Below are 22,502 nucleotides of genomic sequence, written 5' to 3'. Positions count from 1 at the left end.
ACCCGGCCGTACGCCGGTGTCGGAGCGTCCGACGGTAGGGTCGCCCCGAACAATATGCAAGCAGATTCAAAAATGAATTTGTCTACAAATACGGCGGCGGTAGGGTGCCGGCGTGACTACTGCGGACCGGTCGTCGCCCCGGGTACAGCGGCGCCGGGAGCGCAACCGTGCGGCGATGCTCGACGCCGCCGAGGCGATGTTCGCGGCCGGCCGGTACGGCTCGATGCGGATCGAGGAGGTCGCCGAGACCGCCGACGTCGCGGTCGGGACGGTGTACACGCATTTCGGCTCCAAGGACGGTCTGCTCCTCGCCGTCGCCGAGCGCGGGATCGCCCGGGCGGCGGAGTTCCTGGCCGAGGCCTACCGCGACGACCAGGACCCGCTGGAGCGGATGGTCGCGACCGGCGAGGCGTACCGCGAGCTCCTGCTGGAACACCCCTCGCTCGCCCGCTTCCTCACGATGGACCCGCCGGAGAGCGTCGAGCCGGAGATCCGCGAGCGGATCCGGGCCGACATCGAGCAGCTCTACGACGCGTTCACCGCCGTCGTGCAGGACGCCGTCGACACCGGTCACATCCGCGAACTCGACGCGCGGCTGTTCGCCCGCTTCCTGATCGGGTCCTGGGTGGGCGTCGTGACGCTCACCCGTCCCACCGTCGGTCCGCCGCTGAGCACCGACGACGCCCGGGCCGCGCTGGCACTCTCCTCGGCGGTGCTGGCCGACGGGTTGGTCGTGCTGCCGGACCGCTGACGCGTCAGCCCGCCAACCGCCGTACGACGGCCAGGTCCTCCTCCGTCGCGACGTGCAGGTTCGCCGGGTCCCCCGGCACCGTCACGATCCGGTGCCCGAGTGCGGCGAGCATCCCCGAGTTCTCCACCGGCCGCGGTGCGTCCGCGTGCGCCGCGCGCAACCGGTCCGCCCGGAACGCCTGCGGGGACTGGGTGAGCACCGCGTCCTGTTTGGGCAGGGTCTCGACGACCACGCCGTCCACCACCCGCTGCACCACCTCCAGCAGCGGGACGACCGGTACCGCGCCGTCCGCGCCGTCGCGGACCGCGGCGACGACGTCACGGAAGATCCGGTCCGCGGCGAGCGGGTGCGCCGGGTCGGCGAGCACCAGGATCCCGGCGTCGTCCGGTACGGCGGCCAGGCCGGCGCGCAGCGACTCGGACTGGTGGTCGCCGCCGGCGGCCAGCGCGTCCACCGGCGGGCCGTCCCACTCCAGGCCGGGCGGGAGCACCAGCGCGACCCGGTCGCAGGTCCGGCGTGCCGCGGCTACGGTGTGGTCGACCAGCCGGGCCCCGGCCAGCTGCTCCAGCTGCTTGAGCCGTCCGTAGCGGTTCCCGCGCCCACCGGCCAGCACGATCGCCCACACCTCGTTCACCACAGGGGTGATCCTGCCCGGACCCGGCCGGGGTCCGGGCGCCGCACCCGATAGCCTCGAACACCCCGTTCGGGGGACCCGTGAGGAGCGAGAAGGAGCGACGTGACGGCGACCGCCCCGACCACCTCCCCGCTCACCGGTGGACCGGTCTCGACCGCACTCGTCCGTGCGGTCGCCGAGGACCCGACGGCGCCGCGCACGCTCGCCGTCACCGGCCCGGCCGGGTCCGGGAAGTCGGTGGTGCTGCGGGAGCTGTCCCGGGTCTGGTCCGCCTCCGGTGCCGAGGTCGCCCGCACACCCGGCGCGGAACCCGGCCGGGTGGTGGTCGTCGACGACGCGCACGAGCTCACCGACGAGGCCCTCGACGAGCTCCGCGCGTTCGCGGGCGATCCGGGGGCGCGGCTGGTCGTCGCGTTCCGGCCGTGGCCGCGCGGGCGGGCGCTCGCCCGGCTCGGGGCGGCCCTCGCCTCCTCCGCGCCGCCGCTGGTACTGGGCTCGCTGGATGCGGCGGGCGTGGTGGCCCGCGCGGTGCTGATCACCGGTTCCCGGCCGTCCGACGAGACCGTCCGGGTCGTGCTGGAGCGCACCGCGGGCTCGCCGCTGCTGGTCGACCGGCTGCTCGCGGCGGCCGGGGGCGCCTCGGGCGTCCCGCCGGAGCTGGCCGAGCAGCTGGGCTACGCGATCGACGCCGAGGACCGCCGGGTCGTCGACCTGGTGACGGCGACGGCGCTGGGCGCACCGCAGGACAGCGAGGTACTGGTGCCGCTACTCGGTCTCGCCGACGCGGCGGGCAGCGGGATCGACGAGCTGGACGAGCTGGTGCAGCGCGCCGTCGCGGCCGGTCTCTGCACCCCGGACGGCCGGGTCGTCCCGCTGGTCGGCGACGCCGTCCGCGGCCGGGTGCCGCCGGCCCGCCGGACCGAGCTGCGTCGCTCGCTGGCCGAGATCGAGCTGGATCGCGGCGGCAGCGTGCTCGCCGTGGCCCGGACGCTGCGCGGTTCCGGGGCCACCGGCGACCGGGCCGCGGCGGTGTTCCGGGCCGCCGCGGTCGAGGCGGCCCGCTCCGAGCACCCGGACGCGGTCCGTTTCTACGCCGAGGCGGTCGCGGCCGGGACGGCCCCGCTGACCGTGGCCGCCCGGCGGGCCGAGGCGCACCTGGTCGCCGGGGACCTCGACGGCGCGCTCGGGCACGCCGACGCGGTGCTGTCCGCGACCGACGCCGTGGAACCCGAGGACGCGGTCCGGGCCGGATCGGTCGCGGCCGCGGTACTGGCCCGGCGCGGGCTGCTGGCCCGCAGCGCCGAGCTGTACCGGTGGACGGCTGCGGTCGCCGGGGAACGCCTGCCCGCCGCCGCCGTCCCGGTGCTGATCGGGACCGGCGCCTGGGAGGAGGCCCGCGAGATCGGCGGCGCAGGCGCGATCGTCCCCGGCCGGGCACCGACGCTGGTCGACGGCGCCGACGATCTCACCGCGCGCGGCATCCTGGACTCGGTGCAGGGCTCCCCGACCGCGGCGCTGTCCGGACTGGCCCGCGCCGCCGGGTTGCTGGAGAGCGCGCACGGCGCGGCGTTGCTGCCGGACACCCCGGCCGCGCTCGCCGCGCTGGTCGCGGTGCACACCGGCGAGTTCGACGTCGCGTCGTCGGTGCTGGACCGGGCGTTGCGGACCGGCCTGGGCGGGGTCCCGGCGCGGTCGCGGCACCGGCTGCTGCTGGGTTGGATCGCGCTGCTGCGCGGCGCCACCGGCCCGGCCGCCGAGCGGCTCGACGCGGTCGACGCCGATGCAGCGGGCCGCCCGCTGGAACCGCGTGACGAGTTCCTGGCCGCGGCCCTGCAGGTCGCGATCGCCCGCCGCAACTCCGACCTGGGTGCGCTGATGCGGGCCTGGACCAGGGCCCGGCAGGCGATCGTCCGGCATCCGGTGGATCTGTTCGTGCTGCAGCCGCTCGGCGAGCTGGTCACCGCGGCGACCCGGCTGCGCGAGGAGAGCTGGGTGCGCCCGCACCTGGACGAGGCGCAGACGCTGCTGGACCAGCTCGGCCGCCCCGCGCTCTGGGCCGCGCCGCTGCACTGGGCGCAGCTGCAGGCCGCGATCCTGGTGGACGACGCCGATGCGGCCCGCGAGCAGACCGCGGCCCTGGAACGGGCCGCCTGCGGGAGCCGGTTCGCGCAGGCGATGGCGACCGCCGCGCCGCACTGGGTCGGGGTGATCGAGGGCCGGGTCGACGCCGAGGCGGTCGAGGCGGCGGCGCGCGGGCTGCACGCGGTCGGCCTGTCGTTCGACGGCGGCCGGCTCGCCGGGCAGGCCGCGCTGCGCACCGACGACCGGCGTGCGGTGTCCGCGCTGCTGGCGTGTGCACGGGCCCTGCAGGTCGCCGGCGCCGAGGTCCGGACGGCGTCGCCGCAGGGCGGTGGAGCGGACGGGGCAGGCAGGGCCGGTGCACGGGGACCGGCCGCGACCGGCCCCGGTGGACCGGCCGCCGGCGGCCCCGGATCCGGGCCGCAGGGCAGCGGCCCGGGCGGTACCGCCCCGGGCCGCACCGCGTACGACGGCACCGCCTCGGGCGGCGCCGAGCCGGTCCGCGCCGCGCCGGGAGGCACCGGGCGGGACGGCAGGGGTTCGTCGGGCACGGCATCGGGTGCCGCCGGCGCGGACGGCACATCGTGGGACGGCACATCGTGGGACGGCGCGGGATCGGGCGGTCGGGCGGTGCCCGGCCGGGCCGCCGGCGCACCCGGCCCCGGCGGCGACACCGGTGCCGGACCGGACCGGGCCGGGACCGGGGCCGGGGCCCACGACCAGGGCCGGGCGGCCGCGGCGGGCGACGCCGCCCGGGTGGAGCCGCCACCCTCGCTGCTCTCCGACCGGGAGCTGGAGGTCGCCGAGCTGGTGGTGCAGGGCCGCACCCACAAGGAGATCGGCGAGGCCCTGTTCATCTCGGCCAAGACGGTAGAGCACCACGTCGCCCGGATCCGGCAGCGGCTCGGCGTCAGCGGCCGCAGCGAGCTTCTCGACGAGCTCCGCCGGATCCTCGAGGAACGCGGCTGAGAGCCGGCGAACCAGCGATACACAGCCGGATGGCGACCCGGTCACCCTTGCCGACACCCAGCTCGGCCAGCGCGTTTTCGTGGATCACTGGGCCGGATCTCACAACACGCTCTCACCGGGCCACCTGATCGCCGGCGCGGTCCCGTGGCCCCCAGGTCCCTCCCCAGCCGGAGTCCGCTCACCACGTGAGCGGATTCCGGAACCAGACACACCCCGGGGTCGCCCGCCCGCTCGACGCCCGGTCCAGCCGGGCACCGACGGACCCCGTCTGTCGGCGGAAACCGCTCACCTGATGAGCGATCTCCGGCTACCCCCCCCTCCTCACCGGCCAGACCTACGCCGCCGAACCGGCGGCGCCCGACCGACCCGGGCCCTCACGGGCCCCTCTCCGGGGCGCGTCAGCCCCGGGCCGATGTGCTGAACACGATCCGGCCGATCTCGGTGCGCCACGCCGCCGGATCGGCGGTGTCCCGCGGCCCGGCCAGGTAGGTCTCGACGACGCCGTCGCCCAGCACCAGCGCGTGCTCGGCCAGATGGCTGCCGAGCAGTCCGTAGGTGACGTCGATGTCGTCGTGCGGTCCGTGGTGCACGGTGACGGCCAGGTCCCGCGCCGGCAGCACGACGGTGTGCACCCGGCCGTCGTCGATCTCCCGGTCGGTCGGGACGTACACGGTCGCGACCCCGGAGCCCCCGGTGAACAGTGCGTTCGCGTACTCCCCGCCCGGCGGTCCGGCGGGGCGTGCCCCGGCCGCGACCAGGGCGGCGTCGATCTCCGCCGCGGCGCGGGCGTACCAGGCCGGTGCGCTGTCGTGGGTGGTCTCGCCGCGCACGGCCGCGACCCGGCGCGCCGGATCGGTCCGCCGGACGATCTCCACCGGTGAGCCCGCCGGGTCGAGCAGCCGGCGCAGCGCCGCGACGGCGTTGCGGGTCGTGGTCAGGCGGTCCTCCAGCCGGGCCAGGTGCCCGGCGACGAGGGCGGAGCGCGCGTCGAGATCGGCGGTCCGCAGGATCCGCGCGATCTCGGGCACCGGCATGTCGAGCTCACGGAACCGCCGGATCACCTGGGCGTCGGCGATCTGGTCGGTGCCGTACCAGCGGTAGCCGTTGCCCGGGTCGACGCGCGCGGGCTCCAGCAGGCCGTCCCGGTGGTAGCGGCGCAGCGTCCGGATGCTCAGGTGCGTGACGGCGGCGAAATCACCGATGCTCAGCAGTGCGGTCACCGCGCCAGCCTGCACCCTCCCCGGGAGAGACGGCACGGTCGTCCGGACCCACCTACGGAAGGATCCCGATGACCGCACCGCACGATCTCGTCGACCGCTACTTCGCACTCTCCGCCCCGGGACACGTCGACGAGCTGGTCGCCCTGTTCACCCCCGACGCCGTCGTCGCCGACGACGGGCACGAGCACCGCGGGTCGGAGGGGATCCGCCGCTGGCGTGCCCCGGTACCCGCGGTGCAGCACGACGTCCTGGAGACCGGGCCGGACGGCGACGGCCTGCTGTCCCGGGTCCGGATCAGCGGGGACTTCCCCGGGAGCCCGGTCGTCCTGCTGTTCCGGTTCGGCTTCGCCGGCCCGCTGATCGAGAGCCTGCACATCCGGCCGGCCGGATGAACCCGTGCCCCGCCGGCCCGGGGGCGGCTCGGCGCGCCGGACCCGAGCGTCGTCCGGTGTGCCCCGGTCGCGCGTTCTCCCGGTGCCGGGCACTCATGCTCGGGACCCGCGGCCCAGGATCCTGGCGGTGCTGGTCCGTGGCGAGAGATCGAGCCGGCGCAACAGCTGGGCGTTGAGCGCGACGACCACGGTGGAGGCGGACATCAGGATCGCCCCGACGCTCATCGGCAGCACGAACCCGATCGGGGCCAGCACCCCGGCGGCCAGCGGCACCGAGATCAGGTTGTAGCCGGCGGCCCACCACAGGTTCTGCGTCATCTTCCGATACGAGGTCCGGGAGAGGTCGATGACCGAGAGCACCGAACGCGGGTCGGAGGAGGCCAGGATCACCCCGGCGGAACCGATGGCGACATCGGTGCCGGCGCCGATGGCGATGCCGACGTCGGCCTGCGCCAGCGCGGGGGCGTCGTTGACGCCGTCGCCGACCATCGCGACCTTCCGGCCCCCGGCCTGGAGCCCGGCGACCTCGGAGGCCTTGTCCTCCGGGCGGACACCGGCGATGACCCGGTCGATCCCGAGCTCCGCGGCGACGTAGCCGGCCACGGCCGGAGCGTCCCCGGTGATCATGACGACCTGGGTGCCCGCGACGTGCAGCGCGTCCACCGCCTCCCGGGACTCGGGGCGGATCTCGTCGGCCAGGCGCAGCGCACCGATCAACTGCCCGTCGGCGACGACGTGCAGGATGATCGCGCCCTCGGCCCGCCACGCATCGGCGATCGGGAGCTCGTGCAGGCCGTTCCGGTCGAGCAGCCGGGGCCCGCCGACCTCGACGACGACGCCGACCGGTCCGTCGACGGCCGTGTCGACCGGTCCGTCCACGATGGGGTCGACCGGTCCGTCCACTGCTGTGCCGACCGGTCCGTCCACTGCTGTGCTGACCGGTCCGTCCACGACGGTGGCCCTGACCCCGACGGCCGGGGAGGACGAGAAGCCGACGGCCCGTGGCACGTCGAGTCCCCGCGCGCCGGCCGCGTCGACGATCGCCCTGGCCAGCGGGTGCTCACTGTCCGCCTCGGCCGCCGCGGCGAGTGCGAGCACGGCGTCGGCCTCGCGACCGCCGGCCGGCTCGACGCCGGTCACGGTCGGCTGCCCGGTGGTGAGGGTGCCGGTCTTGTCGAACAGAACGGTGTCGACGGTGCGCATCGACTCCAGCGCGAGACGGTCCGTGACGAGCACCCCGCCCCGGGCGGCCCGTTCGGTCGCGATCGAGACCACCAGCGGGATCGCGAGCCCCAGGGCGTGCGGGCAGGCGATGACCAGCACGGTGATCGTCCGGACCACCGCGGTGTCGGGCAGCCCGATGACCGACCACACCAGCGCGGTGATCGCGGCCGCGCCGAGAGCGAACCAGAACAGCCACCCGGCAGCGGTGTCCGCGATCCGCTGCGCGCGCGACGACGACGCCTGCGCATCGGCGACCAGCTTCCGGATACCGGCGAGGGTGGTGTCCTCGCCGGTGGCCGTGACCTCGACCCGCAGCCCGGAGTCGGTCGCCACGGTCCCGGCGACCACCGGATCGCCCGGGTCGCGACGGACCGTCCGCGATTCGCCGGTGACCATCGACTCGTCCATCGAGGCCGATCCGTCGACGATCCGCCCATCGGCGGGCACCGCCGACCCCGGGCGGACCAGCACGACGTCGCCGATCGCCAGCTCGGCCGGTGCCACCCGGGTGACGTCGTCGCCGTCGATCCGCTCCGCCTCGTCGGGCAGCAGCGCTGCCAGGGAGTCCAGCGCGGAGGTGGTCCGAGCCAGCGAGCGCATCTCGATCCAGTGACCCAGCAGCATGATCACGACCAGCAGCGCCAGCTCCCACCAGAAGTTCAGTTCGGCGTCGAGCAGGTACAGGGTGGCACCCCAGGACGCGACGAACGCGACCGTGATCGCCAGTCCGATCAGGAGCATCATTCCCGGTCTGCGGGAGCGGATCTCGGCGACGGCTCCGGTCAGGAACGGCCGGCCACCCCAGAGGTAGACGACGGTGCCCAGCACCGGCGAGATCCACCGGACCCACCCTCCGTCCGGCAGGTGATAACCGACGAGGTGGGCGAACATCTCGTTGAAGCCGACCACCGGCACCGCCAGCACGAGCATGATCCAGAACAGTCGCCGGAACTGCCCCACATGACCGTCGTGGTCCGTGTGATCGGCGTGCCGCTCGTGCCCCTGATGCTCGGCACCGGCACTCCGACCGGCACGGCTGTCGGCGTGGTCGGTGTGGCCGGCATGGTGCTCGGTATCGGCGTGGTTCATCGTGCGGCGCCCCGGGTGATCGGTGTGTTCCGAAGCCCGGACCATATACCCCCTGGGGGTATTCTTCAACCGAAGGTGCCTCATCAGCCCCTGCGCAGGTGCAGCAGCGGGAACGGGCGGCCCTTCCCGTCCCGCTCGGACCGCCCGACCTGCACGAAACCGTGGCGAAGGTAGAACCTGAGCGCCGACGGGTTCTGCTCGTTGACGTCGACGGTGACCTCCGGCACGGTGGCGATCGCGGAGATGAGCAGCGCCGTGCCGACGCCCCGGCGGTGCTCGGACGGGTCGACGAAGAGCGCCTCCACCCGGGTGCCGTCCACCCCGATCCAGCCGGCCGGGATCCCGGCGCCCCGCTCGGCGAGCGTGACGTCCAGCCCGGGGAGCGCCGCCGTCCGGACCTCGGTCTCGATCTCGTCGATGTCGCCGCGGGTCAGGAAGTCGTGTGTCGCCTCCACGGCACGCCGCCAGATGCCGACGAGGGCGGGCCGGTCCCGGACGGTGGCGGTGCGCAGGAGCAGGGAGTCGTCGTTCACCCGGGCATCGTGCCGGTGCTGTCGATCCGATTGCGGCAGCCGGGGCCGCGGCAGGGCCGGTCCGGTCAGTGCGAGACCGGTGCGGCGAGGAGCCCCTCGCAGCTGCGCACCACGATCCGTGCGGCCTCGGCCGAGGCCCGGCCGGTCAGCGGGCTCTCGGCTCGGCGGCGCCAGCGCCGCAGCGCATCGGTCGCGGCGTCGTGCACCTCGCGCGGACCCGAGCCGTCGTCGAGGCCGAGCCGGGCGAGCGCGGATCCGCCGTCGCCGCCGAGCAGCCGCTCGGCGTCGGTCAGCGCGTCCGGCGGGAACACGATCTTCCCGGCGCGCAGGTCGGACAGTGCCCGCAGCTCCACGAACTCGTGTGCTCCGGCCAGGATCCGTTCCACCTCGGTGCGCAGTGCGAGGGTCGCCGGCCGGGGTTCCCTGGTCAGCACGAGATCCACGGCGAGCAGCGCGGACCGCGACTTCAGCAGGTCCCGCCGTTCGGAGAACTGGGTGTCGAGCACTCGGCGCAGCTCGTCCAGACCGGAGCGCCGGACCAGGTCGTCGGCCAGCGCCGTCGGGTCGGTCATGCCCTGCCGGATCAGGGTGCTCGCCAGCCGCACCCCGAACAGCCCGAACCGCTCCAGCAGCCGGACCCGGGTCGCCGCGTCCGGCCGGTCGAGCTCGGTGCGGCCGAACCGGTCCGCCGAGAGCAGCAGCGCCTCGACGTCGGCGCGGGGCAGCGCAGCAAGCTCGGAGAGCGCCACGAACTCGTCCTGGCGCATCGTGCGCGCCGACTCGGCGAGCAGGCCGGCCACGGCGACGACGGTCTGGCACAGGCCGCGCAGCTTGTCGTCGCCCCGGTAGCGGCGGGCGATCCGGCGGGCCGAGGTGAGCGCGTCGAGCCGGCCGACGCCGATCTCGTCGGCCCGCGACAGCACCGCGATCGTGTTCACCGGCGTCGCGCGCGCGACGCCTCGGTCGTGGAAGGACTCCAGGAACCGCACGTCACCGGAGTGCAGGTGGCGCATCAGGTAGACGACGGCGTCGGCGGGCGACGGCGCGTCCTCCGGGGTGAGGAACTCCCCGGCCCGGGCCGAGGTGTCGGCGGACAGCGACGCGATGCCCGGGGTGTCGATCAGGTTGGTGCGCCGCAGGTGCTGCGACGGCCAGTCCACGAGCAGCCGGTCCACGGTCTCCACCGGGGCGCCCTGCAGGTCGATCCGCAGCGCGCCGTCCCGCCGGGAGAGGGTCAGCGGGCGCTCCGGCTGCCCGGCGTCGCGCAGCCGCATCCGGACCCCGGGGGCCGGTGCGTCGGCGTACCAGGTGACGATCCGGGTGCACTCGCCGGCATCGGTGGGCGCGATCCGCTCCCCGACGAGCGCGTTGAGCAGTGTCGACTTGCCGGCCTTGACCTTCCCGGCGATCGCGACGCGCAGCGGCTCGTCGAACCGTTCCAGGTGGTGCAGCAGCCAGCCCGCGGCCTGCGGTGAGTCGCCGTAGGCGTCGAGCGTGCGCCGCAGCAGCCCGCGGACCTGGTCGGTGAGTGGGCTCACGACTCCACCGCCGCCGCCAGCTTGCGGGCCCGGTCGGCCAGCCCGCCGACCCGTTCCAGCTCGGCCTCCAGGTCGGAGACCCGTTTCTGCCGGGTCGCGTCGTCCTTCAGGGCGGTCTGGGCCGCCGACATCGACTCCTTCAGCGACTCGGACAGGTCCTCGGCGAGCACCGTGAAGTGGTCGCGCAACTCCCGCTGGATCTGGCGCAGGTTGTCCCGGGAGTCCTTGCCGACCTGGAAGGTGGCCTCGTCGACGTGCCTGCGGACGGCGTTCTTGGCGTCGGCCTGGCGGCGCTGCACGAGCCGCTTCTTCTCGTCCTTGACGGTCTTGGCACCGAACAGCAGACCGGCGCCGATCGACAGCGGATTGAGCAGGCCGATCCCGACGACGGTGGAGGCGAGGCCGACCATCAGCAGACCGCCGTAGCCACCGCGCAGCCCGACGAACAGCTTCTGGCCGACGCCGAACTGCTCACCGACGGGCATCTCCAGCGCGTCGACCTTGCCGGCCACCGCGCCACCGGAGATCCGCAGCTCCGGCAGCTGGACGTCGACGTCCTCGGCGAAGTGCTCGGCGACCTGCTCGGCCAGCCAGCGGGCCCGCTCGGTGGTCCACACGAAGTTCTGCGCGACGGCGTGTGAGACCTGCTTGTGGAACCACTCCGCGAACTGTTCCCAGATGTCCTTCGGGTCGGCGTCGTCGAGGAGCTGTTCGGCGTCCCGGGAGACCGCGCGCAGCCGGTCCCGCAGGTCGTAGTCGATGTCGGCGATCAGATCGGCGACGCCGTCGTTCAGCGTGGTCTGCCAGCGCGCCGAACGCTGCCGCAGCGCCTCCACCCGGGACCGGGCGGACTCCAGCTCCTTCGCCAGCGCACCGGCCCGCTCCGGGTCGTTCTGCGACATCAGCTCGGCGCGCATCTTCGACTCGAGGGCCTGGCAGGTGACGAGCACGTCCTGGCTGGTGGACTTCCGGTCCAGGTCGTCGGCGCGCGAGACGACCTTGCGCAGCAGGAACCCGACCAGTGCCTGGAACCCGGACTCGGTGATCAGGTCCAGGTCCTGGGTGCGGGCGGCGTGCAGTCGCAGTGCGGACGACACCGGCAGCAGATCGGCCGTGATCCGGGCGTTCCGGAGATGGCCCTCGTCGAGCTCCACGATCCGCCGCCAGTGCGGGTAGAGATCGGTCTTGGTGACGACGCAGCCGACGTTCGGGCACAGCTTGCGGGCGGCCTGCAGGAAGTCGATCTCCGGGGCGGTGTACTCCTGGCTGGCGTCGGAGACGAGCAGCACCGCGTCGGCGGTCGGCAGCGCCGACATCGTCGCGGCACCGTGCGCCGATCCGAGACCGCCCACGCCCGGGGTGTCCACCAGCACCAGGCCACTCTGCAGCAGTTTGCGAGGAAGAGTCACCTCGGCGCGCGTGAGGCCGGCCCGGTTGCCCGGATTTCCCCCCTCCGAGACGTACTCGGCGAGCTGCTCGAGCGGGACGGGGGTGCGCTCGGAGCGCTCGCCGCCGTCCTCCTCGCGGACGAGGGTCACCGTCGTCTCGTCGCCGTAGCGGACCAGCGTCGGCACGGCGGTGGCGATGTCGTCGTCGACCGGGCAGACGGTGGCGTTGACCAGGGCGTTCACCAGCTGGCTCTTGCCCTGCTTGAACTCGCCGACGACGAGTACCCGCACGTTCGGGTCGCTCAGCCGCGCCTTGGTCTGCTTGAGCCGCGGGGCCAGGTCCGGGCGGTCGTAGGCGTCGACAGCCTTGAGAGCCAGGTCGACCAGTCCCACCGCTTCCGGTACCGCCACCTGCCGACGCCCCCATCGCCCCGGAACGGTTCCGGCCGCCCCTCGTCACGTTCCCGTCATGGATACACGAACGTCATCGGCCCCGGTCACCCACGGGTGGGTGACCGGGGCCGATGGGCCGTGCGGTCCAGCGTGCTGCCGCCGACAGCAGCAGCGAGATGCTGTCCCTCAGCCGACCGCGATGTCGGCGTCGACGCCGTTGTGCGACAGCAGGTGGTTCTCGGTGGTGCTGTTGTCGGTGATGGTGGTGTCGTTGTCCTGGCTCGAGTCCTGGTTGTACGAGTCCGAGATGTCGGTCGTGACCTCGGTCGTCGTGTTGGTCTCGTTGAACGAGCCGTCGGTGTCGTTCGAGCCGGTGGCGTTGCCGCCGACCGCAACGGCGGAGCCGTCGTCGGCGGAGATGTTGCCGACCTTGGTGGCGTCGCCGGAGCCGAAGGCGATGGTGTTGTCGTCGCCCTTCACCACGTTGTTGCCGTCGCCGACGATGTTGTCGTTGCCGGTGGTGATGACCGAGTCCTCGATGTCCCGGCCGGCCGCGACCGCGCCGTCGCCGGACGCGACGACCGAGTTGGTCTCGATGCTCTGGTTGAAGTTGCCGCCGCCGGTGTCGATGTTCTGGTTGATCGAGTTGTCGACGATTGTGTCGCGGTCGTCGATGTTGTACGTGTAGTGGTTGTTCGTCACGTACTTGTCGAGGTACTTGATCGGGTCCTCGCCCGGCTTCGGGTGCTCGACCGGCGGCGGGGTCGAGTGGCCGCCACCGCCGTGGCTCCCGGTGCTGTAGTTCCGGTCGAACGACACCTCGTCGTTGTCCTGGGCCAGGACGATCGCGTCACGGACGTCCTCGGCGCTGACCTCGGAGAGGCCGCACGAGGCCAGCAGGCCCTGCGGGTCGTCCTTGAACTCGGCCAGCAGCTTCGGGTCCCGCAGCAGGTCCAGGATGAACTGGATCAGCGACTTCTCGGCGGACATGGCGATCTCCTCTTGGGGGGTGCCGTCGCGCTCGGCCGGGCGACGGAAGACGTGTGGTGCTGGGAGGGGGGTGGTCACCGGGCCGGGGTCGGGGTCCGGCCCGGTGACCGGTCAGCGGCGGACGATCAGAGGATGTCGGCGGAGAGGTCGACGGTGTTGTGCGAGGCGATGTGGTTCTCGGTGGTGCTGTTGTCCGTGAACGACGTGTCGTTGTCCTGGCTGGAGTCCACGTTGTACGAGCCGTCGATGGTCGTCTCGACGGTGTTCGTGGTGGTGGTCTCGTTGTACGAGCCGGTGGTGTCGCTCGAGCCGGTCGCGTTGCCGCCGATGGAGACCGCGGAGCCGTTGTCGGCCTTGATGTCGCCGACGCTGGTGGCGTCGCCGGAGCCGAAGGCGATGGTGTTGCCGTCGCCCTTCACCACGCTGTTGCCGTCACCGACGATGTTGCCGTTGCCGGTGGTGATCGTCGAGCCGTCGATGTCCCGGCCGGCCGCCACGGCGCCGTCGCCGGACGCGGTGACCGAGTTGGTCTCGATGTCCTGGCGGAAGTTGCCGCCGCCGGTGTCGATGTTCTGGTTCACCGAGTTGTCGACGATGGTGTCGCGGTCGTCGATGTTGTACTCGTAGAAGTTGTCCTTGACGTGCACTTTCTCGTGCACGGCGGCCGAGTGGCCACCCTCCTTGCCGCCGCCGTCCCAGCCGCCGCGGCCGGCACCGGCCCAGTCGACGCCGGTGTCGTAGTTGCGGTCGAAGGAGACGGTGTCGTTGTCCTGGGCGATGACGATCGCGTCGCGGACGTCCTCGACGGTCAGGTGCCCGAGGCCGTGCTCCTCGAGGGCGGCGACCGGGTTGTCGTTGAAGTAGTCGCGCATCTGGATGCTCTCGGAGCCGTTCCCGAGCAGGATCTTGATGAACTCGATGAGGGTCAGCTTCTCGCTCGCCATCGGAAACTCCTGTGTGTCTGTGTGGGGTGACCGGCTCGGGGTTGTCGGCCGGTGCTTGAGGAGAAAGTTAGGGGCGGCGGCCGTCCCGGCCATCGGGGATCGCTCCGGGTCCCGATAGGGGGCGTTAGGGGATCGGACCCGCATCGCGATTCACTGCGCCGCACGGGCTAACGCCCGGCCACTCCGGACCGATGGCTCTTGGGAGGGGCTCGGTCACCGGTGGTGGCCGGCCCACGAGCGCGGTGAGTCGGGGGACCTGCCGCCGACGAGGGGACGGGACATGTCCTACCTGCTCGGGATCGACCTGGGCGCGACCGCGGTGACCGCTGCGGCGCTGCGTGGCGCGACGGGCGAGCCGATGCGGCCCGCCGGGATCTCGCTGCCCGCCCTGCTCGTCGCCACCCCTGCCGGTGACCTGCTCTGCGGTTCCGCCGCCCGTCGGCGCGCGCCGGCCGAGCCGGACCGCGTCGCGCGCGGCTTCCTGAACCGGGTCGGCGACCCGACCCCGCTGTCGCTGGGCGGGATCCCCTACCTCGCCGAGGACCTCTGTGCCCGGCTGGTCCGCGTCGTCGTCGACGAGATGGGCGCCCGGCACGGCGGCCCGCCCTCCCGGATCGGCATCACCCACCCGGTCTCCTGGGGCCGGCACAAGCGTGACCTGCTGGCCGCCGCGCTCGGCCGCCGCGGGCTGACCGTCTCGCTGGTCGCCGCGCCGCAGGCGGTCGGGCTCGCCCGGCGTACCGACGTCCCGGCCGCGGGGCCGCTCGCCGTCGTCGATCTCGGCGGGAACGGGAGCACCGCCACCGTGCTGGCCCCGGCCGGTCCCGGCGTGCTGCCGGAGATCCTGGGCCGCACGGTCGCGTGCGCCGCGGGCGGCGCCGACGTCGACGACGCGGTGTTCGGCTTCGTCCGCGGGGCCACCCCCGCGCTCGCCGCCGCGTTCGACGAGCTGGATGTCGACGATCCCCGGGTGCTGGCCGCGCTGCGGGTCCTGCGCGACGACTGCCGGGCCGCCAAGGAGCTGCTGTCCCGCGACACCGTCGCCGGCGTCCCGGTCGATCTGCCCGGGATCCGCACCACGGTCCGCATCCACCGCTCGGACCTCGACGAGCTCGCCGGTCCGGTCCTCGAGCCGGTGGCCGATCTGCTCGCCGACGTCGCGGCGGCGGCGCCGGATGCCGAGGTGCTGCTCGCCGGCGGTGCCGCGCGGACGCCGGTGGCGGTGCAGCTGCTCTCCGCCCGGCTGGGCAGGCCGGTGGCGGTCACCGCCGATCCGGTGCACGACGCCGCCCGGGGAGCCGCGCTGGCCGTCGCTCCCGGCGCCGGGACGTCCTGGCCGGGTACCCGGATCGCCCCGGTGCCGGCGGCCGTCCCGGCCCCGCGCTCCGGCGCACCGGGGGCCGTGCTCCCCGCGCGGCGGGCGGGCGCGGCACATCGGCCGCGGGGCGGGCGGGTCCGGCCCGAGCGCATCGGCTCCGCGGTGGCGCTGCTCGCCCCGAACGGCCCGGCGAACGGCACGGCGCCCGCGGTCCCCGGGCAGCGCGACATGACGCCCGCGCAGCGCGAAGCAGTGCCCACGCAGCGCGACATGACGCCCGCGCAGCACGACATCGAGGCCGCACTCGTCCGGACCGCCCCGCAGCGGTCCGCCGCCACACCGGTCGCTCCGGCGGTTGCCCCGGCGGCCGCCACGCGGGCCGATCCGGCGGTCCTGCCCGGGCAACCGGACACCCTCGTCACCCGGGACCCGGTCGGCCGTCCGGCGACCCGCGTACTGACCCGGCAGCGGGTGCTGATCGGTGCCGGCGGCCTCGCGGGCGCTCTGGCGGTCGCCGGGGCGCTGCTGTTCTGGCCGTCGTCGTCCCCGACGCTCGGCGAGCTCAGCGCCGCCCCGACGCTGCCGAGCACCTCGGCTCCCGCACCGTCGCCGGTGCCGCCCCCTGAGGCCGCGGCACCGGTTCCCGGAGCCGCGGGCCCCGCCGCGGCGGACGCCGCCGTCGCCGCACGGACCGGATCGGGAGCCCCGGCGGCGTCGACCGGTGCCCCGGCGCGGGCTGCGGGCACCGCGGCCCCCGCGCGGCCCGGGACCGCCGCTCCGGTGGCGCCCGCCCCGGCGGCGCCGGTGACACCCGCGCCGGTCGCCCCGCCGCCTGCCCCCGTGCCCTCCGCCCCGGTCCCGCCCGCTCCGAATCCGAGCTCCCCGGTGGAGACGCCCGCGTCCGGGGAGGCTGAGCCCAGCGCGTCCGTCCCGCCCGCCCCGGACGTCACGACGCCGCCGCCGACGACGACCGTGAGCCCCACCGCGTGACCCCTCGATCACGGTCTGCGCTGCGACGACAGCGGCGAGTGACCCCCACCCCGTTCGGAGCCCGAGTGCACGCGGGATGATTCGGACCGCCGGGCCGGCGTGGAACCGGGAGCCCCCACGCCGGCTCGGCCCCATCGCAGCGTCCTCGGATCACCCGATCGTTCGAAGGTGTGACCGCAAGCGCGTCGCGTCTCGTGCTGCGCACCCCGTCCGAGGTGGTAAAACCACAGGTGGTAACGGGGTGGGGACGATTCGGGGGAGTTCGTGATGACGCGGTACGCGGGGGCGGTCATCGGTATGGCGGCGGTGGCACTGGTGGTCGCATACCTGGCGTTCGGATGGCCGGTCCTGTTGGTCGGTGGGCCGCTGCTGGTCGGTGTCGCGATCACGCTGCTGGCGCTGGTGCTCACCGAACGGCCCCGGCAGGTGCTCCGCGAGCGCCGCGCCGCACTGGCCGGTGACTCGCCGTGGCGGCAGGCCGCCGAGCGCGGCGAGCCGTCGGCCGGGGGGCTGATGAGCGGTTTCTTCGAGGTCAGCCCGCAGGCCACGATGCTGCCGGAGCAGCGCCTCGCGCCCTCGCAGGACGCCCGCCGAACAGGTGCCCGCTGACCGTAGGTGAGAATCAGGTCGTGCTGATCTCCCACGCCTCCCGGATCATGGTCCGGTATCCGTGCTGATCGGGATGACGTTCGCCGTTCTGGCGATGTTCTGCAGCACTGTCGCGGCGATCCTCCAGGCCGACGCGGCCCGCAAGGGCGGCCGGACCAGTTCGGTCATGGCCCGCCCGCGATTCCTCGCCGGTCTGGTGATGGACGTCGTCACCTGGTTGTGCATGGTCGTTGCCCTGCAGTACATCCCGATCTTCGCGGTGCAGGCGACGCTGGCGGGTGCGATCGCGATGACGGCCCTCTACGCCCGGTACTTCCGCGACGAGTGGCTGCGCCCGGTGCACCGGCTCGCGATCGGCGCGAGCATCATCGGTCTCGCCCTGGTGGCGGGCAGTGCGGGCATCGAGCGCAAACAGGCACTCACCGGATACGGCACCACCGTCGCGGTCCTGGTCGCGGCGCTGGTCGTGATCATGGTGGCGACGCTGGCGGTGAACCCGTCGACCAGGCCGTGGCCCTCCGCGGTGCTCGCCGGGCTCGGGCTCGGCGGCGGCGCGGTCTGCATCCGGGCGCTGCACGTCTCCGACGGCGTCGATCTGGCGGCGCTGGTCGCCGAGCCGCTCGTGTACGTGCTGATCGGGATGGCGGCCATCGGGCTCTACAACTACGCGCGGGCGCTGCAGCTCGGCGACATCTCGACCGTGACCGCGTTGTACATGGCGGTGCAGGTCGTGGTGCCAGGGCTGGTCGGCATCACCCTGCTCGACGACACCGTGCGCAAGGGCTTCACCTGGATGCTGCTGCTCGGGCTCGGCTTCATCATCTATGGCACGTCGATCCTCGCCCGGCGCCGGCCGGAGCGGCGCTCCCCTCCGAGAGTGGCTTAGCGTGACGCCATGCCGACCTTCGAACGCCCCGGCGTCAGCCTGCACTACGAGGAGCGCGGGTCGGGCTTCCCGATCCTGCTGATCGCCCCCGGCGGCATGCGCTCGACCGTCGCGGTGTGGGACAACGCGCCCTGGAACCCGCTCGAGCACCTCTCCGACCGCTACCGGCTGATCGCGCTGGACCAGCGCAACGCCGGCTCCTCGGTCGCGCAGGTGGACGGCACCCACGGCTGGTCCACCTACACCGCCGACCAGCTCGCGCTGCTCGACCATCTCGGCGTCGACGAGTTCGGGGTGCTCGGCATGTGCATCGGCGGCGCCTACACCGCGAGCCTGCTCGCGACCGCCCCGGAGCGGATCCGGGCGGCGGTGACGCTGCAGCCGATCGGGCGCGACGGCAACCAGCACATGTTCGAGAAGATCTTCGACGGCTGGCGGGCCGAGATCGGGGCGGACCACCCGGAGGCCACCGACGACGACTGGACGTCGTTCAAGGCGAACATGTACGGCGGCGGCGGGATCCTGTTCTCGGTGCCCGACGAGGCGCTCGCCCGGTTCACCACGCCCTGGCTGGTGCTGATGGGCGGCGACGACTACCACCCCGAGTCGGTGTCCCGGCGGGTCGTCGAGCTCGCCCCCGGCGCCGAGCTGGTGGAACGCTGGAAGGCCGACGAGTACGTCGCCGACGGCCGGGCCGCCGTCGAGACCTTCCTGGCCGAGCACCTCTGATTCCTCCACGACCGGGCGGGCCCGGCGGGTGCAGGATGGCGGCATGCCGGACTGGGACGACGTCGTGCAGATCGGGTGTGCGCTGCCGGAGGTCGAGGAGTCGACCTGGTACCGCACACCGGCGCTGAAGGTGCGCGGGAAGGGCTTCGTCCGGCTGCGGGCCGAGTCCGACGGGCTGGCGGTGCTGATGTGCTCCCTGGCGGAGAAGGAGGCGCTGCTCGGCTCCGGCGACCCGGCCTACAGCACCACGGCGCACTACGACGGCCACGGCTCGATCCTCGTCGACCTGGCCCGGGTCGATCCCGGGCAGCTCGCCGAGCTGATCGAGGAGGCGTGGCGCCGGAAGGCGCCGGCCACCCTGGTCCGGGTGCACGACGCGTGAACACCCGCTACGTGGTGGTCGGCGCCGGAGCGGTGGGCGGCACGATCGGCGCCCGGCTGCACGCCGCCGGGCGGGACGTCGTGCTGGTCGCCCGGGGCGCGCACCTGGCCACGATCCGGGAGCACGGGCTGCGGCTCGACTCCCCCGACGGCCGGTCCGTGCACCGGATCCCGGCCGTCGGCTCGGTGACCGAGGTGTCGTTCCGGCCCGGTGACATCGCCCTGCTCGCGGTGAAGTCCCAGGACACGGTGCCGGTGCTGGACGCGCTCGTCGGCATCGCACCGGAGGTCATCGTCGCCTGCGCGCAGAACGGCGTCGCCAACGAGCGGGAGGCGGCGCGGCGGTTCGACCGGGTGCAGGCGGTGCTGGTGATCCTCCCGGTCGAGCACTACGAGCCGGGCGTGGTGATCGCGTCGTCGGCGCCGGTGCCCGGGGTGCTCGAGATCGGCCGATTCCCGTCCGGGGCGGACGCGACGAGCCGCGTGATCGCCGCCGACCTGGCTGCCGCCGGGTTCGCGGCGCGGGCCGATCCGGCCGTCCTGGACGGCAAGTACGGCAAGCTGCTCACCAACCTCGGCAACGCCGCGGACGCGATCTGCGGTCCGGACGACCCGGATCTCGCAGAGCTCGTCGGGATCGCCGGAGCGGAGGGCGCGGCCTGCCTGGCCGCCGCCGGGATCCGCGCCCGCACCGGTGACGACGACCGGGTCCGCCGGGAGGGACTCATCACCGAACGCCCGGTCGGCGGGCTGGCCCGGCGCGGGTCGTCGTCCTGGCAGAGTCTGCACCGGGGCAGCGGAACCATCGAGGCCCGGTTCCTCAACGGTGAGATCGTCGCGCTGGGTGCCGCGCACGGCGTCCCGACCCCGGTCAACGCCGAGCTGCTGCGGGTCGCCGAGGAGATGGCCGCCGCGGGCGAGCCTGCCGGATCGCGGTCGGGTGCGGACCTGCTCGCGGTGCTCCGATGAGGTGTCCCGAAAAGGCGGCGCCCCGAGGCGCGGCGGCACCTACCGTGGACCGATGACCGACGCGCCAGGGGGCACCGAGATCCGGACCGTCGTCGAGCTCGAGGAGATCACCGGGCCGGCGGGGGCGCCGTCGCTGGCGAAGGAGCGCGATCACCTCGTCGACGTGCACCGGGAGTGGCTGGCGGTGTCGCGGTTCCTGCTGCTCGCGACCTCCGGGGCCGACGGCACCTGCGACGTGTCCCCGAAGGGCGATCCCGCGGGTTTCGTGCACGTCGTCGACGACCGCACGATCGCGATCCCCGAGCGCCCGGGCAACGGCCGGGTCGACGGCTGGCGCAACGTCCTGGAGAACCCGCACGTCGGGCTGATCTTCCTGATCCCGGGGCGCGACGACACACTGCGGATCAACGGCCGCGCCCGCTTGCTCCGCGACGCGCCGTGGTTCGACGACATGGCGGTCCGCGGGCGGCGTCCGCTGCTGGCCTGCGAGGTGGCCGTCGAGCAGGTGTTCTTCCACTGCCCGAAGGCGTTCCTGCGGTCCGAGCTGTGGGGCGCCGAGCGCCCGGACGGCGCGGACCGGCTGCCGTCGGTCGCGGCGATCGCGAAGCAGCTCGCCCGCCCGGACGAGCCGCTGGAGCAGATCGAGGAGTACTACGGCCCGTCCTACGCGCAGCGGCTCTACTGAGGGTCGAGCCGCCGGGAGGCTGTCAGCAACTCGGTGATGCGGTCCAGCAGCCGCGCGTAGTTGTCGTAGGAGTAGAGCACCGGCGGCTGGTCCGGCCAGGCGAACTGCCCGGCCCGGACGGCCGGCAGCGACTGCCACACCGGGCTGTCGTAGGAGGCTGCGGGATCGACATTGGAGTTGATCAGCAGGATCGCGTCGGCGCGCTGCTCGGTGAGCAGCTCCTCCGAGACGAACGACGGCTCGGCGAACCCGGCGTTCACGAGTTCGACTCCCAACTCGGTGAGCAGTGCGTACAGCGGCCAGTCCGGGGTGTTCACCCACAGACCGGTGCCCTGCACCAGATCGAGGTCCCCGGCCAGTAACCGCAGGCCGGGCCGCTGGGCCGCCGCGACCCGCAGCCGCTCGCAGGCCGCATCGAACCCGGCCCGCGCGGTGCCGATGGCCTCGGCCGACGGCTCACCGCCGAGTGCCTCGGCGATCCGGGCGAAGCCGGCGAAGATGTCCCGGACCGGCCGGTTGCCGATGTCGACCGAAGCGACCGGCGCGATCCCGCGGATCAGGTCGAACTGGGACTCGGCGGTCCAACCGGGTGAACCGTCGTAGGCGAAGGTCACGATGATCTCGGGCGCCACCGCGGCGAGCCGTTCCAGATTCACCTCGGTGATCGCCTCGCCGGTGAGGTCGTCCATCGTGGAGAGGTCGGCGTCGCCGAGGTCCCGGTGCACCGTGCCGCCGGGCGCTGTCGTGCGGCCCCAGACGGCGATCGGCCGGATCCCGTAGTCCCACAGGGCGCCGCAGACGAACGAGTCCACCGTGATCCGGCGCGGGTGGGCGGGGAGCGCGATCCGTGTCCCGGCGTCGTCGGTGAACTCCCAGGGGTCCCCCGCCCCGGGCCGGCCGGACGTGGTCACCGGTGCACCGCATCCGGCGAGCAGGACGGTGAGCAGGCCCGCCCCGACGAAGTGCCTGCGGTTCAGGTCGTCGTGGATCTCGTGCGAGAGCGGAACGCGGGAGGAGACGGAGGGCGCGGACATGAGGGCAGGCTAACCTCAGTGCGTCGACCGGTTCAACGGTCCATCCGGTGTGGCCATCCCGCGCCAGATCAGGTCGACGAGATCCTCGGCGTGCTGCTGCCAGTCGTCGTTCGGGTCGAGGTAGAGCAGTCCGCCGAGACCACGCAGGACCGTCTCCGGTTCCACGTCCGCCCGGACGGTCCCGGCGCGCACGTTGGCCTCCACCAGCGCAGTCGTCGCCTCGACCATCCCCCGGAAGGCGTTCGCCGCGACGCCGTCGGCCGAGGCGCCGGCGCTCTGCAGTGCGCCGGCGAGGCCGCGCTTGGTCATCATGTAGCGCGCCAGGTGCCCGGTCGCCCACGTGCGGAACGCCTGCTCGGGCGGGTGCGCCGCGAGCAGATCGGGGACCACCTCGAGCAGGTGGCGCACCTCGCGCTCGTAGACGGCGAGCACGAGCGCCTCCCGGGTCGGGAAGTGCCGGTACACGGTGCCGACGCCGACCCCCGCGCGCTTCGCGATGGCGTTGAACGACAGCTCGCCCGAGACGACGGCCTCGGCGGCAACGGTCAGGATCCGGTCGTGGTTGCGCCGGGTATCGGTGCGGCGGTGGCTGACCGAGCGCGTCATCGGCACCCCCTTCATCGCTCTGCGAGTACGCCGCTTTGCGTAGCGGATAACTATCCGCTAGCGTGGGTGACGGCGCCACTCAGTCCAACGAACACCGCCCACCACGGCCCCCCGCCGGGTACCAGCCGGCGGAGCGGTCTGCGGAAAGAGA

20 protein-coding genes are annotated in these 22,502 nt (G+C 73.8%); 10 read left to right on the top strand and 10 right to left on the bottom strand.

Going from position 1 to position 22,502, the window contains the following annotated elements; all coding sequences use genetic code 11:
- The first annotated feature begins 112 nt into the window (after nucleotides 1-112).
- Nucleotides 113-751 (top strand): TetR/AcrR family transcriptional regulator, encoded by a 639-nt coding sequence (locus Pdca_RS33280; protein ID WP_125911659.1) that lies wholly within the window; start codon nucleotides 113-115, stop codon nucleotides 749-751.
- A 4-nt stretch (nucleotides 752-755) separates the two neighbouring features.
- Here Pdca_RS33280 and Pdca_RS33275 read toward each other — a convergent pair whose 3' ends face one another.
- A complete protein-coding gene (locus Pdca_RS33275) occupies nucleotides 756-1,385 on the bottom strand; it encodes an IspD/TarI family cytidylyltransferase (RefSeq protein ID WP_197719873.1) in 630 nt (209 codons plus the stop codon).
- Nucleotides 1,386-1,487: 102 nt separating this feature from the next.
- Here Pdca_RS33275 and Pdca_RS37310 point away from each other — a divergent pair, with 102 nt between their 5' ends.
- Nucleotides 1,488-4,433 (top strand): LuxR C-terminal-related transcriptional regulator, encoded by a 2,946-nt coding sequence (locus Pdca_RS37310; protein ID WP_232021332.1) that lies wholly within the window; start codon nucleotides 1,488-1,490, stop codon nucleotides 4,431-4,433.
- 398 nt (nucleotides 4,434-4,831) lie between these two features.
- Here the strand turns inward: Pdca_RS37310 and Pdca_RS33265 are convergent, their stop codons facing one another.
- Nucleotides 4,832-5,653 (bottom strand): MerR family transcriptional regulator, encoded by an 822-nt coding sequence (locus tag Pdca_RS33265; RefSeq protein WP_232021331.1) that lies wholly within the window; start codon nucleotides 5,651-5,653, stop codon nucleotides 4,832-4,834.
- Nucleotides 5,654-5,721: 68 nt separating this feature from the next.
- On the opposite strand from Pdca_RS33265, the gene Pdca_RS33260 reads away from it, so the two are divergent.
- A complete protein-coding gene (locus Pdca_RS33260) occupies nucleotides 5,722-6,045 on the top strand; it encodes a nuclear transport factor 2 family protein (RefSeq protein ID WP_085915506.1) in 324 nt (107 codons plus the stop codon).
- Between the two features lie 93 nt (nucleotides 6,046-6,138).
- Here Pdca_RS33260 and Pdca_RS33255 read toward each other — a convergent pair whose 3' ends face one another.
- The 6 genes from Pdca_RS33255 to Pdca_RS33230 form a co-directional block, all read right to left on the bottom strand.
- Entirely contained in the window at nucleotides 6,139-8,358 is a 2,220-nt protein-coding gene (locus Pdca_RS33255; protein ID WP_166665883.1) for a heavy metal translocating P-type ATPase, read from the bottom strand.
- A gap of 83 nt (nucleotides 8,359-8,441) precedes the next feature.
- On the bottom strand, nucleotides 8,442-8,891 hold the full coding sequence (locus tag Pdca_RS33250) for an acetyltransferase (RefSeq protein ID WP_232021330.1): 450 nt from the start codon (nucleotides 8,889-8,891) through the stop codon (nucleotides 8,442-8,444).
- A gap of 65 nt (nucleotides 8,892-8,956) precedes the next feature.
- Complete coding sequence (locus tag Pdca_RS33245) at nucleotides 8,957-10,429, bottom strand: dynamin family protein (protein WP_085915505.1); 1,473 nt, start codon at nucleotides 10,427-10,429, stop codon at nucleotides 8,957-8,959.
- Entirely contained in the window at nucleotides 10,426-12,228 is a 1,803-nt protein-coding gene (locus Pdca_RS33240) for a dynamin family protein (RefSeq protein ID WP_085915504.1), read from the bottom strand. Before Pdca_RS33240 ends, Pdca_RS33245 begins: the two co-directional genes overlap by 4 nt.
- Before the next feature lie 168 nt (nucleotides 12,229-12,396).
- A complete protein-coding gene (locus tag Pdca_RS33235) occupies nucleotides 12,397-13,200 on the bottom strand; it encodes an IniB N-terminal domain-containing protein (RefSeq protein ID WP_085915503.1) in 804 nt (267 codons plus the stop codon).
- A gap of 125 nt (nucleotides 13,201-13,325) precedes the next feature.
- The gene (locus tag Pdca_RS33230) at nucleotides 13,326-14,144 is read right to left on the bottom strand and encodes a hypothetical protein (protein WP_085915502.1); all 819 of its coding nucleotides are present in this window, start codon (nucleotides 14,142-14,144) and stop codon (nucleotides 13,326-13,328) included.
- Nucleotides 14,145-14,424: 280 nt separating this feature from the next.
- On the opposite strand from Pdca_RS33230, the gene Pdca_RS33225 reads away from it, so the two are divergent.
- The 7 genes from Pdca_RS33225 to Pdca_RS33195 all read left to right on the top strand — a co-directional run bounded on the left by Pdca_RS33225 (nucleotide 14,425) and on the right by Pdca_RS33195 (nucleotide 20,711).
- A complete protein-coding gene (locus Pdca_RS33225) occupies nucleotides 14,425-16,452 on the top strand; it encodes an Hsp70 family protein (RefSeq protein ID WP_085915501.1) in 2,028 nt (675 codons plus the stop codon).
- 267 nt (nucleotides 16,453-16,719) lie between these two features.
- Nucleotides 16,720-17,061 carry a hypothetical protein gene (locus Pdca_RS33220; RefSeq protein WP_085915500.1) on the top strand — a complete coding sequence of 114 codons (342 nt, stop codon included), beginning with the start codon at nucleotides 16,720-16,722 and terminating at the stop codon, nucleotides 17,059-17,061.
- A gap of 73 nt (nucleotides 17,062-17,134) precedes the next feature.
- Nucleotides 17,135-17,947 (top strand): hypothetical protein, encoded by an 813-nt coding sequence (locus Pdca_RS33215; protein ID WP_125911658.1) that lies wholly within the window; start codon nucleotides 17,135-17,137, stop codon nucleotides 17,945-17,947.
- A 9-nt stretch (nucleotides 17,948-17,956) separates the two neighbouring features.
- On the top strand, nucleotides 17,957-18,676 hold the full coding sequence (locus tag Pdca_RS33210; protein WP_085915498.1) for an alpha/beta fold hydrolase: 720 nt from the start codon (nucleotides 17,957-17,959) through the stop codon (nucleotides 18,674-18,676).
- A gap of 43 nt (nucleotides 18,677-18,719) precedes the next feature.
- A complete protein-coding gene (locus tag Pdca_RS33205; protein ID WP_085915497.1) occupies nucleotides 18,720-19,058 on the top strand; it encodes an MmcQ/YjbR family DNA-binding protein in 339 nt (112 codons plus the stop codon).
- The gene (locus tag Pdca_RS33200) at nucleotides 19,055-20,026 is read left to right on the top strand and encodes a ketopantoate reductase family protein (protein ID WP_085915496.1); all 972 of its coding nucleotides are present in this window, start codon (nucleotides 19,055-19,057) and stop codon (nucleotides 20,024-20,026) included. Before Pdca_RS33205 ends, Pdca_RS33200 begins: the two co-directional genes overlap by 4 nt.
- A 52-nt stretch (nucleotides 20,027-20,078) precedes the next feature.
- Entirely contained in the window at nucleotides 20,079-20,711 is a 633-nt protein-coding gene (locus Pdca_RS33195) for a pyridoxamine 5'-phosphate oxidase family protein (protein ID WP_085915495.1), read from the top strand.
- Here Pdca_RS33195 and Pdca_RS33190 read toward each other — a convergent pair.
- Together Pdca_RS33190 and Pdca_RS33185 are read right to left on the bottom strand one after the other, a co-directional pair.
- Nucleotides 20,705-21,745: a TroA family protein gene (locus tag Pdca_RS33190; protein ID WP_085915494.1), complete on the bottom strand. Its 1,041-nt coding sequence runs from the start codon at nucleotides 21,743-21,745 to the stop codon at nucleotides 20,705-20,707. The genes Pdca_RS33195 and Pdca_RS33190 overlap by 7 nt on opposite strands.
- Before the next feature lie 15 nt (nucleotides 21,746-21,760).
- Complete coding sequence (locus Pdca_RS33185) at nucleotides 21,761-22,351, bottom strand: TetR/AcrR family transcriptional regulator (RefSeq protein WP_085915538.1); 591 nt, start codon at nucleotides 22,349-22,351, stop codon at nucleotides 21,761-21,763.
- Nucleotides 22,352-22,502: the final 151 nt, after the last annotated feature.

This window comes from Pseudonocardia autotrophica, assembly GCF_003945385.1.
In the GTDB taxonomy this organism is placed as follows: domain Bacteria; phylum Actinomycetota; class Actinomycetes; order Mycobacteriales; family Pseudonocardiaceae; genus Pseudonocardia; species Pseudonocardia autotrophica.
The sequence above is the reverse complement of the archived record's forward strand: the minus strand, read 5'-3'. Positions and strand labels throughout refer to the sequence as shown.

Coding starts and splice junctions, on each gene's coding strand:
- Pdca_RS33235 (WP_085915503.1), bottom strand. CDS start 13,200: ATGTCCGCCGAGAAGTCGCTGATCCAGTTCATCCTGGACCTGCTGCGG.
- Pdca_RS33255 (WP_166665883.1), bottom strand. CDS start 8,358: ATGAACCACGCCGATACCGAGCACCATGCCGGCCACACCGACCACGCC.
- Pdca_RS33260 (WP_085915506.1), top strand. CDS start 5,722: ATGACCGCACCGCACGATCTCGTCGACCGCTACTTCGCACTCTCCGCC.
- Pdca_RS33205 (WP_085915497.1), top strand. CDS start 18,720: ATGCCGGACTGGGACGACGTCGTGCAGATCGGGTGTGCGCTGCCGGAG.
- Pdca_RS33215 (WP_125911658.1), top strand. CDS start 17,135: ATGACGTTCGCCGTTCTGGCGATGTTCTGCAGCACTGTCGCGGCGATC.
- Pdca_RS33185 (WP_085915538.1), bottom strand. CDS start 22,351: ATGACGCGCTCGGTCAGCCACCGCCGCACCGATACCCGGCGCAACCAC.
- Pdca_RS33190 (WP_085915494.1), bottom strand. CDS start 21,745: ATGTCCGCGCCCTCCGTCTCCTCCCGCGTTCCGCTCTCGCACGAGATC.
- Pdca_RS33230 (WP_085915502.1), bottom strand. CDS start 14,144: ATGGCGAGCGAGAAGCTGACCCTCATCGAGTTCATCAAGATCCTGCTC.
- Pdca_RS33210 (WP_085915498.1), top strand. CDS start 17,957: ATGCCGACCTTCGAACGCCCCGGCGTCAGCCTGCACTACGAGGAGCGC.
- Pdca_RS33195 (WP_085915495.1), top strand. CDS start 20,079: ATGACCGACGCGCCAGGGGGCACCGAGATCCGGACCGTCGTCGAGCTC.
- Pdca_RS33220 (WP_085915500.1), top strand. CDS start 16,720: ATGACGCGGTACGCGGGGGCGGTCATCGGTATGGCGGCGGTGGCACTG.
- Pdca_RS33225 (WP_085915501.1), top strand. CDS start 14,425: ATGTCCTACCTGCTCGGGATCGACCTGGGCGCGACCGCGGTGACCGCT.